The sequence below is a fragment of the Mycobacterium sp. E2462 genome, assembly GCF_001672685.1.
In the GTDB taxonomy this organism is placed as follows: domain Bacteria; phylum Actinomycetota; class Actinomycetes; order Mycobacteriales; family Mycobacteriaceae; genus Mycobacterium.
Genome location: NZ_LZKC01000219.1, coordinates 1 through 12,973 on the forward strand (window position 1 = coordinate 1; position 12,973 = coordinate 12,973).

Consider the following 12,973-nt stretch of genomic DNA (forward strand, 5'->3'; position numbering starts at 1 on the left):
ACGCGCCGGCCGACGTGCGCGACCACGTCCTGGCCAAGTTCGCCGCCGGCGAGTGGGCCGGTGAGACGGCGCAGTTGTTGACCGAGCGCACCGGCGGCTCCGACCTCGGCGCGCTCGAGACGACGGCGACCCGCGTCGGTGACGCGTGGCTGCTCAACGGCTTTAAGTGGTTCGCCTCCAACTGCGCCGGCGAGGCGTTCGTCGTGCTGGCCAAGCCCGAGGGAGCGCCGGACACCAGCCGCGGCGTCGCGAACTTCCTGGTGTTGCGCACCCGCCGCGACGGGTCGCGCAACGGGGTGCGGATCCGCCGGCTCAAGGACAAGCTCGGCACCCGCTCGGTGGCGTCGGGCGAGGTCGAATTCGTCGACGCCGAGGCGTTCCTGTTGTCCGAGCCGCCGCGCGAAGGGCAGCCGTCGGCCGGTCCCGCGGACGGCAAGGGGCTGGGCCGGATGATGGAGCTCACCAACGCCGCCCGGCTCGGCATCGCCCTGTTCGGCCTCGGCAACGCGCGACGCGCGCTGGTGGAGTCGCTGTCCTACGCGCGGCGGCGGCACGCGTTCGGTGGGGCCCTCATCGACAAGCCGCTGATGCGCCGCAAGCTCGCCGAGCTGATCGTCGACGTCGAGGCCGCGCAAGCGATGGTGTTCGACGGCACCGGCGCCACCAACCACCGGCAGCCGCGCGGGATCCGGCAGCGCATCGCGGTGCCGGTCACCAAGCTCAAGGTGTGCCGGCTGGGCATCACGGCCGCCTCCGACGCCATCGAGATCCACGGCGGCAACGGCTACATCGAGACCTGGCCGGTGGCCCGGCTGCTGCGCGACGCCCAGGTCAACACCATCTGGGAGGGGCCGGACAACATCTTGTGCCTGGACGTGCGGCGCGGAATCGAGCAGACGCGGGCCCACGAGACGCTGCTGGCGCGGCTGCGCGACGCGGTGTCGGTGTCCGACGACGACGAGACCACGCGGCTGGTGGCCGGGCGCATCGAAGACCTGGACGCGGCGATCACCGCGTGGGGCAAGCTCGACCGGGACACCGCCGAGGCGCGGCTGTACCCGCTGGCGCAGTTCATGGGCGACGTCTACGCCGCGGCGTTGCTGACCGAGCAAGCCGCCTGGGAGCGCGCGACCCGCGGCGGTGACCGCAAGGCCCTGGTCGCGCGCCTGCACGCGCAGCGCTACCTCGCCGATCCCGGCCCGCTGCGCGGCCTCGACGCCGACTCCGACGACGCGCTGGTCCACTTCGACGAGCTCATGGCGGGGGCGTTTCATGACTGATCGCATCGAGATCGACCGCACCATCGCCGCGCCCGCCGCCGCCGTCTTCGCGGTGCTATGCGACCCGCAGGGCCACGTGGCGATCGACGCGTCCGGCATGCTGCAGGACGCCGACGGCGACCCGGTGACCGCGGTCGGCGACAGCTTCGTCGTCCACATGGACCGCGAGGCGCTCAACGACTTCCCCGAGATGGGCCGCTACGACGTGACGGTGCGCATCGAGGAATTCGAGCCGGACCGGCTGATCGCGTGGACCATCCTGGAGCGGATCCGCCCGCAGATCGGCCACGTCTACGGCTACCGGCTACGGCCCGACGACGGCGACGAGTCGCGCACCGTGGTGACCTCGTTCTACGACTGGTCGCGGATCGACCAGCAGTGGCGCGATGCCGACATCTTCCCGGTGGTGCCCGAGAGCGCGCTGCGGGCGACGCTGGGCATCCTCGACCGCACGGTGCGGCGGGGGTATCCGCGCGGCCAGACCCTTCCGCGCACCGCCTGGGTCGGCGCCGCTGTGCGCCGGCACAGCCGCCGTCGCTAATCGCTGTGCTCCGACACATTGGCAGCGGTATGCGCAGTGGGCAGCATTTAGTCTCGGCGCCGCCGACACCCGGCGCGCGACGAACAGGGAGTGCATGCGATGCCATCACCGCAGAAGTCGGTCCACGAGGTGACCTACGACCTGCTGCGCGAACTCGGACTGACGACTGTCTTCGGCAACCCCGGCTCGACGGAGCAGACGTTCCTGAAGAACTTTCCCGCCGACTTCGACTACATCCTTGGGCTGCAGGAGGCCTCGGTAGTGGCCATGGCCGACGGGTTCGCCCAATCGGCCGGGCGACCCACGCTGGTGAACATCCACACCGCAGCCGGCACCGGCAACGCGATGGGCAGCCTGATCGCCGCTTACAAGAGCAACACGCCACTTATCGTCACCGCCGGACAGCAGACTCGCGAAATGGTGCTCTGTGAGCCATATCTGAGCAACCCTGACGCGACGCTACTGGTGAAGCCGTGGGTGAAGTGGGCCTACGAGCCGGCACGCGCCGAAGACGTCCCGGCCGCGTTCATGCGTGCGTACACCATCGCCGTGCAGCCGCCGGCCGGGCCCGTCTATCTGTCGATTCCGCTCGACGACTGGGAGAAGCCCGCGCTGGGTCCTGCGGTGGTCCGTACCGCGAGCCACCGCATCCTGCCCGACGCCGAACGGCTCGCCGAATTCGCCGAGCGGATCAACGGCGCCCAACGGCCACTGATCATGTTCGGTCCGGAGTTCGACCGCGCCGGCGGCTGGGACGCGGGGATCGCGTTCGCCGAGAAGGTGCATGCGCCGGTCTACAGCTCGCCCTTACCGGACCGGGTGTCGTTCCCCGAGGACCATCCGCTGTGGCAGGGCCAATTGCCGATGACACTGGCCGGCGTCGAGGAAACGCTGCGTGGCCACGATCTCGCGATCGTGGTGGGCGCGCAGGTGTTCCGCTACTACCCCTTCGTGGCGGGCGACTACCTGCCCGAGGGCACCGAGTTGATTCAACTCACCACCGATCCCGCGCTCACCGGCGCCGCACCCGTCGGGCACAGTCTGCTCGGTGACACCAAGCTGGCCGTCGAACAGCTCACCCAGTTGGTGACGGCGCGCGGCGACCGATCCGTTCCCCCGGCGGTCGAGCGCGGCCCCGGCGCGGTGGCCTCCGCCTCGGCGCCATTGCAACCCGACGCCGTTTACTCGGCCCTGTCCACGGTCAAGCCGGTGGATTCGCCGCTGGTGAACGAGTCCACCTCCACGCTGGCCGAGCAGCTGCGGTGGCTGCCGACCCGGAGGTCGGGTGGCTTCTTTGCCACCGGCAGTGGCGGGATCGGCTGGGCGGTTCCCGCGGCGGTGGGTGTCGCGCTCGGCGACCGGGCCGCAGGACGCAAGCGCCACGTCGTGGCGACCATCGGTGACGGCTCCTTCCAGTACTCGATCCAGTCCATCTGGACCGCGGCGCAGCACAAGCTGCCCATCGTGTTCGTGGTGATGCGCAACGGCGAGTACTCCGTGCTGAAGTCCTTCGCGGTGCTGGAGAAGACTCCCGGTGTGCCGGGGCTGGATCTACCGGGGCTGGACATCGCTTCTCTAGCAACGGGTTTCGGACTGAACGCGGTCAACGTCGACACCCTGCACGACCTGGTCAAGCAATTCGAGGCCGCGCTTCGCGCCGATGGGCCGACGGTCATCGTCGTGCCGACCACGCCCAAACCGGCGCACCTCGGCTGATGCGGGCTATCGAAGTTTCCCAACTGGGCGGCCCCGAAGTACTCACTCCGGTGGATCGGCCGGTGCCGACGGCGGGACCCGGCCAGATCGTGGTCAAGGCCGAGGCGATCGGCGTCAACTTCATCGACACGTACTTCCGCACCGGCCTGTATCCGCGCGAGTTGCCGTTCGTCGTCGGTAGCGAGGTGTGCGGCATTGTTGCCGAAGTGGGCCCCGACGTCGACACGGTCAAGGTCGGCGATCGCGTGGTCTCTGCCGACGCACAGGGCACGTACGCCGAATATTGCTTGGCGCCAGCCAATCTGACCGCCGTGGTGCCAGATGCCATAGGTCCCGACGTCGCGGCCGCTGCCCTGTTGAAGGGCCTCACCGCCCACTTCCTCACGCACTCGCTGTATCCCGTCGGGGAGGGCGATCCGGTGTTGCTGCACGCCGGAGCCGGTGGGGTCGGACTGATCCTGACGCAATGGGCCACCAGCCTGGGCGGGCGGGTCATTACCACGGTCTCCACCCCGCACAAGGCACAGCTTTCCCGCGCGGCCGGGGCCGTGGACGTCCTCGACTACCCGACGGACGCAGCCGAATTCGGCGCGGCAGTGCGAGCACGCACCGACGGCACGGGCGCGGCCGTGGTCTACGACGGCGTCGGGAAGACGACCTTCGACGCCAGCCTGGCGAGCCTTGCGGTGCGCGGCACCTTGGCGCTGTATGGCGCATCCAGTGGGCCCGTGCCGCCCGTCGACCCACAACGCCTCAACGCCGCCGGATCGGTGTACCTGACCCGGCCGTCACGGATCCACTTCAACCGAAATTATGACGAATTTAGTTGGCGAGCAGGCGAATTGATGGATGCCATTGCGAACGGGGTCATTTCGATAACGGTCGGCGACCGCTATCCGCTCGCCGATGCTGCCCAGGCCCATCGGGATCTGGAAGCGCGCAAGACGCACGGATCGGTGATACTGCAGCCCTGAGTCAGGGCAGCGCCGGAAGCTTGGCGACGATCTCGAAAGCCAAACACAGCTCGGATAATTCGGTCGGTGCGCGCACCGACCGGCCGGTGAGTTGCTCGATGCGCTGCAAGCGGTAACGAACCGTGTTCGGGTGACAGTACAGCGCGGCCGCCGTTTCGGGTATCGAGCCCCGGTGCGTCGTCCAGGCCGTGAAGATCCGGCGGAGCAAGTCGCGCTCGTCGGTCGGCAGCGCGTTCAACGGACCCAGCACCGAGGCGGCCAAGCGGCGGCTGATGGCGGGATCCACGAGCGCGACCAGTTCCAACGCGGCGTTGCCGACCACCACAACGGGCTCAGCGTCGTTGGCGCGATCCACCACGACTTGGGCGTAGTGCAGAGCCGTGGGCACGTCGGCCAAATCGGTGAATTCGGCGCTGACACCGGCGCCCCCGGTCGCCCACCGGTTCAAGGCAGCCAGCAGTTGTTCGCGCGCCGACTCCGTCGGCAAGCAGACGACGCCGACTTGCGAGTCGCCCACTCGGCGCCATGCGGAATAAATATCGAGGGCTCGCAACCGCATGCCGATATCGGCGGGCGGTGCCTGCCCCGTGCCATCGTCCCTCATGGCCACCACCACGTACGGACCGCGCCGTGGAATCCGGACGAGTTCGGCGATCTCCCACAGACTTCGGCCCGGTAACGCCACACCCCGGAACAATGCTTCGACGAGCCCCGCGTACTCGGCCTGGTCACCAACCGCCTGGAGCAGACTGCGCTGCCGGTGTGCTCGCACCCCTGTCTCGACGTAGACGTGCTGGGCGTAACCGACGCGTTCGGCCACCGCAAGCATCGCTTCCCGCGACAGTTCGACGAAATTGCCGACGGTCGAATGCAGCGCCTGCCACACCTCGTTCGACGAGACACGGTGGCTCGCGATAAGGCTGTGCAGCGGCACACCGCCGCGAGCCCGCTCGTCTCCGGTGCGCGTCGCGCTACTGGCGTTCGTCGACTGCTCGGCGATCAGACCGCTCAACACGAAATCGAGGTTGGCGCGGCAACTGTCGAGCACGCTCTGGTGGCTCGGCGACGAATCGTGCTTGTAGAAATCGATCTGCGCGTAGACCGCGGCGGTCATGTTGCGCGATATCTCTTCGCTGCGCCGTTTGATGGCCGCGCCCAAGTCGGAAATCGCGGCGGCGTCGTCCATCGTGCCTCCGGACATTCGGTTCGCCGTCGGGTCGACGGCGCGATACGACCATCTTCAGTGGCGGTCGGACCGCTGTCCATTGCAGCGGGAGTCGCCCGTCGTTAGATCGGGATAAGGCCGTGCTTGCGGGCCACCCGGGACCACACTTCCTTGTCCCGCAGCAGGCGCATCGACTTGCGCAGCAGCAGCCGCGTCTCGTGCGGGTCGATCACCGCGTCGATGAATCCGCGCTCCGCCGCGGTCCACGGGATCGCCATGTTGAGGTTGTAGCCCTCGATGAAGTCCTTCTTGATCTGCTGCGCCTCGGGCGTGTTCGGGTCGGGGAAACGCTTCATCAACAGCTGCGCCGCGCCCTCGGCGCCGATCACCGCGATGCGCGCGGTGGGCCAGGCGAAGTTGAAGTCGGCGGTCAGCTGCCGCGACCCCATCACCGCGTACGCCCCGCCGTAAGACTTGCGGATGGTGATGGTCACCTTCGGCACGTCGGCCTCCACCACGGAGTACAGGAACCGGCCGCCGCGCTTGATGATGCCGCGCTTCTCCTCCTCGGCGCCGGGCAGGAAGCCCGGCGTGTCCACGACGAAGACCAGCGGAATGTCGAACGCGTCGGAGAACCGGATGAACCGCGCCGCCTTGTCGGACGCCTCGTTATCGATGGCCCCCGACATGTGCATCGGCTGGTTGGCGATCACCCCGACGGGGTGGCCGTCGACGCGGGCGTACCCGGTGATGATGGCGGGCCCGTGCTGCGCGGCGACCTCGAGGAAGTCGCCGTCGTCGAAGATCCGCAGCAGGATCTCGTGCATGTCGTAGGCCGCGTTGTCGGAGTCCGGCACGATCGCGTCGAGCTCCAGGTCGGTCGGGGTGACCTCCGGCTCCAGGCCCGGATTGACGATCGGCGGCTTCTCGAAGCAGTTGCTGGGCAGAAACGACAGGAAGTCCCGCACGTACTGGAACGCCTCGGCCTCGGAATTCACCACGTGGTGGATGTTGCCGTAGCGGGCCTGCGCGTCAGAGCCGCCGAGCTCGTCGAGGGTGACGTCCTCGCCGGTGACCTCGCGGATCACGTCGGGCCCGGTGACGAAGAAGTAGCCCTGGTCGCGCACCGAGACCAGCAGGTCGTCCTGGATGGGCGAATACACGGCGCCGCCGGCGCACTTGCCGAAGATCAGCGAGATCTGCGGCACCAGCCCGGACAGCGCCTCGTGGCGGCGCCCCAGCTCGGCGTACCACGCCAGCGAGGTGACGGCATCCTGGATCCGGGCGCCGCCGGAGTCCTGGATGCCGATGATCGGGCAGCCGACCATCGCGCACCACTCCATCAGCCGGGCGACCTTGCGCCCGAACATCTCGCCGACCGTGCCCTGGAAGACGGTCTGGTCATGGGAGAAGACCCCGACGGGGCGGCCGTCGATCATCGCGTGCCCGGTGATGCAGCCGTCACCGTACAGGGCGGTCGGGTCGTTCGGCGTCTTCGCCAGCGCCCCGACCTCCATGAAGGTGCCGGGGTCGACCAGCGCGTGCACCCGGGCGCGCGCGCTCGGGATGCCCTTCTTGTCGCGCTTGGCGGCGGCCTTCTCGCCGCCCGGCTCCTTGGCCAGCTCCAGGCGGGCGTGCAGCTCGGCCAGCTTCTCGGCCGTCGTGTGGATCACGGGCAGTTGCGCTGGAGCTGTCTCGGTCACTAGTTGCCCACCTCACTCGTCCGGCCGCTGTGCGCGTCCACGCCGCGCGCGATCTCGTTCAAAGCCTCGGTCATGTGCGCGCCCACCTTGGCGATGATCGGCTCGTCGATGGCCTGGATGTGTTCGCCCCCGATCGGCACGACCTCGAGGTCGGCGACGAACTCGCCCCAGCCACCGTCCGGCTGCCGGACGCCGTAGCGCGGCTCGAACTCGATGACGTCGTCATGGTAGCGATCGGCCATGTAGAGCGTGACGTGGCCGTCGTACGGCTCGATCTGGACCGTCTCCAACGCCCGGTTGTCCAGGTACGACGTGCGCTGGTGCTCGATGATGCCGCCGGGCACCTGCACGCCGCTCTGTTGGACGATGTCCAGCACGAACTTGACCTGTCCCTCGTCGTCGAGCTCCTCGAGCTGCTCGTAGGGGATCGCGGGGATCTCGACGTTGAAGGTGCGCTCGGCGAACTTCGCGTAGCGGTCCCAGCGCTTGCGGGTCTCCTCTTTGGTCTGCGGGATCTCCTCGCCGGCCCGCACGGTGTCGATCATGCCGACGAAGGCGACGTTCGCGCCCATCCGCTTCAACCCGATAGCGCAGGCGTAGGCCAGCGCGCCGCCGAGCGACCACCCGGCCAGGATGAACGGCTGGTCGCCGCCCAGCTCCAACAGCTTCGGCACGTACTGGGCGGCCCGCTCCTGCACGGTGCCCTCGACCCGCTCCAGGCCGTACACCGGCAGGTCCGCCGGCAGCCGGTTGAGCAGCGGCTCGTAGACCACCGTCGACCCGCCCGCCGGGTGGAACACGAACACCGGCGGCTTGGTGCTGCCCTCGGGACGCGGCCGCAGGGTGCGGACGAACCCGTCGACCTGCCCGGATTCGAGGTACTGGCGCACCTTCTCGGCGAGCGCTTCGATAGTGGCCGACGTCAGCACGTCCTCCGCGGAAATCGGCCCTTCCGCCCGCTCCGAGAGGCGCTGCGCCAGCTTGGCCGCGGACTCCTCGTCGAGCTTGGGCAGCGGGTTAAAGATGCCGCCCGGCGACTTGCCCGTCACGATCGCCCAGGTGGCGAAGGTGACCCGCTCGGCCGCGTCGCGCGGCGGCACGTCGGAGTTGAGCGCCTTGGCGACCGCCTCCTGGGACAGCGCCCCCGCGGCCGCGGCCAGGTCCGGGGCGGCCGCCGGCTGGGCGCCGTTGGATCCGTTCTTCGCCGGGCCGGTCGGGTCGGTCGGCGGCGGCGGGATCGGCACGTCGGACAGCGGCGGTGCCGGCGTCGACTGCTCGGCCTGCGTTTCGGGCTCGGCCTGCGGGTCCGGCGCGGGCGCGGCCACGGTGGCGGGCGTCGCGCCGCTGATCAGCATCGCCTGCGCCTTGGCGATCTCCTCGGGCGTCTGCGTCTTCTGGTGCTCGTGCAGCTGCTCGACCTCGTCGCGGTGCTCGACGGCGTACTGGATCAGCTGCTCGATGTTGTAGAGGTTGGCGTCGCGCACCGCCGTGAGCTGGATGGGTGGCAGGTCGAAGTCGTACTCGACGCGGTTCTTGATCCGCACCGCCATCAGCGAGTCCAGGCCCAGCTCGACGAGCGGCACCTCCCACGGCAGGTCCTCGGGTTCGTACCCCATGGCCGCGCCGACGATCAGCCCGAGCCGCTCGGCGACGGTCTCGCCGGAGTCCGGCGACCACTTGCCCATGCTGGCCGAGAAGTACCGGTTCGTCAGGCTGTCGGTCAGCGTCTCGGCGTCCGCCTGCTCGGCCGGCGCGTCGCCACCGGCGGCCAGGCCGTCGACGGGGGCCGCGATCGCCGCGCCCGCGCCGACGGCCACCGGCAGCACCGCCTGCGAGCCGCCGCGGGTGACCAGCGCGTCGTAGACGAGCGTGAACGATTCGTCGATGCGGGCGTGCACCTGGACCGACGCGCCGCCCGGATGCCGGGTCAGCGTCGTCACCAGCCGGGCGCCCTCGCCGGGCGTCGCGCGCTGCTCGGCGGCGGTCAGCTGCGCGTCGGGCAGCACCTCGGCGGCAGCGGCCTTCACCAGCGCGCCCAGGTCAACCAGGCCGCGCGGGTTGTACTCCCACACGTGGCGGCCGTCGGGCAGCGCGACGTGCGCCCCCGGCATGATGACCGAGCTGGCGCCCTGCGCGAAGTTGACGTTCAGCCAGTGCTCTTTGCGCTTGAAGCGGGTCGGCGGGATGTTGGCGTAGTCCTGCGGCCCGGCGGCCTTGCTGAACAGCGTCCAGATGTCCAGGTCGTGGCCGTGCACGTACAGCTGGGCCATCGCCGAGATCATCGACTCGACGTCGTCCTGCTTGCGGGCCAGCGTGGCGATCAGCTGCGCGTCGGGCAGCCCCGCGGCGGCGGTGGTCAGGCCGATCTGCATCAGCGCCACCGGGTTCGGCGCGAGCTCCAGGAAGGTGGTGTAGCCGCTGTCGACGGCGTTGCGGACCCCGTGCGTGAAGTACACCGAGTGCCGCATCCCCTTGACCCAGTAGGCGACGTCGTGGATCGGCTCGCTGTCGGGCTTGATGTAGGTGCCCTCGTGCACGGTCGAGAAGATGCCCACGGTGGGCGTGCGCGGCTCGATGCCCTGCAGCTCCGCGGAGAACTCGCCGAGCAGCGGGTCCATCTGCGAGGTGTGGCCGGCGCCCTTGGTCTGCAGCTTGCGGGCGAAGCGGCCCTCGGCCTCGGCCCGGGCGACGATGGCGTCGATCTGCTCGGGTGGCCCGCCGATGACGGTCTGGGTGGGCGCCGCGTAGACGCACACCTCCAGGCCGGGGAAGTCGGCGAACACCGTCTTGAGCTCGTCGGCGGAGTACTCGACGAGCGCCATGAACCGGATGTACTCGCCGAACAGCATCGCCTCGCCCTCGCCCATCAGGTGCGAGCGGGACGCGATGACCCGGGCGGCGTCGGCCAGCGACAGCCCGCCGGCGAAGTAGGCGGACGCGGGTTCACCCAGGGACTGCCCGATCACCGCGGCGGGCTTGGCGCCGTGGTGCTTGAGCAGCTCGCCCAGCGCGATCTGGATCGCGAAGATGACGACGTTGGACGTCTCGATGCCGTACTCGTGCGAGTCGTCGAGGATCAGTTCGAGCACCGAGTAGCCGCGCTCGTCCTGGATCAGCGCGTCGACCTTCTCGATCCACTCCGCGAAGACCTCGTTGCGCAGGTACAGGCTCTTGCCCATCTTGCGGTGCTGGGCGCCGAAGCCGGCCATCGCCCAGACCGGTCCGCTGGTGACGGGTCCGTCGGCGCTGAAGACGCCCGGCCGTTGCTTGCCCTCGGCGACAGCGCGCAGGCCCTTGATGGCCTCCTCGTGGTCGTGGGCCAGCACCACGGCGCGGGAGCGGCCGTGGTTGCGCCGCGACAGCGCGCGGCCGATCGACTCCAGCGACGACGCCTGCCCCTCCGGGCTTTCCATCCAGTCGGCCAGCTCGGCGGCGGCGGCCTTCTTGCGGGAGGTGAGGAACGCCGACACGGCGAGCGGGATCAGCGGCTTGGTCGGCTGTTCGGCCTCCTGCGCTGCGAGCTCCTCCAGCGCGATCTCCCGCAAGCGCAACGCCTCGTCGGTGAGGCCGGGCAGCTCGTAGTCGTCCTCCTCCGGCGCGGCGGGGTCCGGGATGATGTTGCCAAAGTCGTCGAAGCGCAGCGCGTGGCTCTCGCCGCCGGGCGCCTCGGCGGCGGGCACCGCGTCGGCGGCGCTCGGTTCGGGTTCGGGCGCCTCCTTCTCGATGACGTCGCGGGGCAGCACCTCGCGCACCACCAGGTGCGCGTTGGCGCCACCGAAGCCGAAGCTGGAGACCCCGGCCAGCGCGTACCCGCCGTACCGCGGCCAATCGGTGGCCTGGTCGACGACCTTGAGCCGCTGCGCGTCGAAGTCGATGTAGGGGCTGGGCCCGGCGAAGTTGATCGACGGCGGCAGCTTGTCGTGCTGCAGCGCCAGCACCACCTTGGCCATGCTGGCCGCGCCGGCCGCGGACTCCAGGTGCCCGACGTTGGTCTTGACGGCGCCGAGCAGCGCAGGACGGTCGGCGGGGCGGCCCCGGCCGACGACGCGGCCCAGGGCCTCGGCCTCGATCGGGTCGCCCAGGACGGTGCCGGTGCCGTGCGCCTCGATGTAGTCGACGGTGCGCGGGTCGATGCCGGCGTCCTTGTAGGCGCGGCGCAGCACGTCGGCCTGCGCGTCCTGGTTCGGGGCGATCAGGCCGTTGGACCGGCCGTCGTGGTTGACCGCGCTGCCCGCGATGACGGCCAGGATCTGGTCACCGTCGCGGCGGGCGTCGTCGACCCGCTTGAGCACCAGCATGCCGCCGCCCTCGGAGCGGGTGTAGCCGTCGGCGTCGGAGGAGAACGACTTGATCCGGCCGTCCGGGGAGAGCACGGCGCCGATCTCGTCGAAGCCGAGCGTCACCACGGGGGTGATCAGCGCGTTCACGCCGCCGGCCACCGCGACGTCGGCCTCGTGGTTTCGCAGCGCCTGCACGGCCTGGTGCATCGCGACCAGCGAGCTGGAGCAGGCGGTGTCGACGGCGACCGACGGGCCGCGGAAGTCGTAGAAGTAGGACACCCGGTTGGCGATGATCGAGGTGGCCGTGCCGGTGATGGCGTAGGGGTGCGCGATCGTGGGGTCCGAGACCGCCAGGAAGCTGTAGTCGTTGTTGGAGACGCCGACGTAGACGCCGACGGACTCGCCGCGCAGGCTGGACGAGGGGATGCGGGCGTGCTCGAGCGCCTCCCAGGTGAGCTCCAGCGCCAGCCGCTGCTGGGGGTCGATGTTGTCGGCTTCGGTCTTGGCGACCGCGAAGAACTCGGAGTCGAAGCCCTTGATGTCGGAGAGGTAGCCACCCCGGGTGCGGGCCGCCTCGACCCGCTCGGCCAGCCGCGGCTCGGCCAGGAATTCCGCCCAGCGGCCCTCGGGCAGGTCGGTGATGGCGTCGCGGCCCTCCAGCAGCGCCTGCCACGTCTCGTCGGGGCTGTTCATGTCGCCGGGCAGCCGGGTCGACAGCCCGACGATCGCGATGTCGACGCGTTCGGCGGGGCCGTTGCGGGTCCAATCCGAGACGTCGTCGCCCGAGGTGTCGGCCTCCGGCTCGCCCTCGACGATGCGGGTGGCCAGCGACTCGATGGTCGGGTGCTGGAATGCCACCGCGACGGACAGGGTGACGCCGGTGAGGTCCTCGACGTCGGCGGCCATCGCCACGGCGTCGCGCGACGACAGGCCCAGCTCGACCATCGGGACCGACTCGTCGATCTCGTCCGGCGACTTGCCGACGGCCTTGCCCACCCAATTGCGCAGCCATTCGCGCATCTCGGGGACGGTCAGGTCGGTCTTGTTGGCGGCCCGGTTCTCCTGGGGTTCGTCTGTGTCAGCCATGGTTCCTGGATTCAGTCTGTTGCTTTGGCGAAGGTGTCGGGGGAACCGACGCCGCTGCGCAAGCTGCCGTCGAGGTAGGCGGCGCGGCAGGCGCGACGGCCGATCTTGCCGCTGGAAGTCCGGGGGATGCTCCCGGCCTGCACCAGCAGCAGGTCGCGGATGGTCACCCCGTGTCGCACGGCGATGGCGGCCCGGATCTCGTCGGCGATGGGCTGGTAGTCCAGCTTG

At 69.8% G+C, this 12,973-nt stretch carries 7 protein-coding genes and 1 pseudogene; 4 read left to right on the forward strand and 4 right to left on the reverse strand.

Annotated elements, in window-relative coordinates:
* The 4 genes from A5714_RS11070 to A5714_RS11085 form a co-directional block, all read left to right on the forward strand.
* On the forward strand, window positions 1-1,280 hold a 1,280-nt coding region (locus A5714_RS11070; RefSeq protein ID WP_068285192.1), incomplete at its 5' end, for an acyl-CoA dehydrogenase family protein.
* Complete coding sequence (locus A5714_RS11075; protein ID WP_156747264.1) at window positions 1,273-1,821, forward strand: SRPBCC family protein; 549 nt, start codon at window positions 1,273-1,275, stop codon at window positions 1,819-1,821. The genes A5714_RS11070 and A5714_RS11075, both read left to right, overlap by 8 nt.
* Before the next feature lie 99 nt (window positions 1,822-1,920).
* Complete coding sequence (gene mdlC / locus A5714_RS11080; protein WP_068285194.1) at window positions 1,921-3,537, forward strand: benzoylformate decarboxylase; 1,617 nt, start codon at window positions 1,921-1,923, stop codon at window positions 3,535-3,537.
* Window positions 3,537-4,511 (forward strand): quinone oxidoreductase, encoded by a 975-nt coding sequence (locus A5714_RS11085; RefSeq protein ID WP_068285196.1) that lies wholly within the window; start codon window positions 3,537-3,539, stop codon window positions 4,509-4,511. The genes mdlC and A5714_RS11085 overlap by 1 nt, the downstream gene beginning before the upstream one ends.
* A gap of 1 nt (window position 4,512) precedes the next feature.
* Here A5714_RS11085 and A5714_RS11090 read toward each other — a convergent pair whose 3' ends face one another.
* The 4 genes and pseudogenes from A5714_RS11090 to A5714_RS11105 form a co-directional block, all read right to left on the reverse strand.
* Window positions 4,513-5,697: a CdaR family transcriptional regulator gene (locus A5714_RS11090; protein WP_068285198.1), complete on the reverse strand. Its 1,185-nt coding sequence runs from the start codon at window positions 5,695-5,697 to the stop codon at window positions 4,513-4,515.
* Between the two features lie 101 nt (window positions 5,698-5,798).
* Window positions 5,799-7,379, reverse strand: coding sequence for an acyl-CoA carboxylase subunit beta (locus tag A5714_RS11095; protein WP_068075382.1), 1,581 nt, complete (start codon window positions 7,377-7,379; stop codon window positions 5,799-5,801).
* Window positions 7,379-12,745, reverse strand: a complete 5,367-nt coding sequence (pks13, locus tag A5714_RS11100; RefSeq protein ID WP_068285200.1) for a polyketide synthase Pks13 — start codon at window positions 12,743-12,745, stop codon at window positions 7,379-7,381. Before pks13 ends, A5714_RS11095 begins: the two co-directional genes overlap by 1 nt.
* 11 nt (window positions 12,746-12,756) lie before the next feature.
* Window positions 12,757-12,973 (reverse strand): annotated as a pseudogene (locus tag A5714_RS11105) (fatty-acid--CoA ligase); the annotation flags it as partial.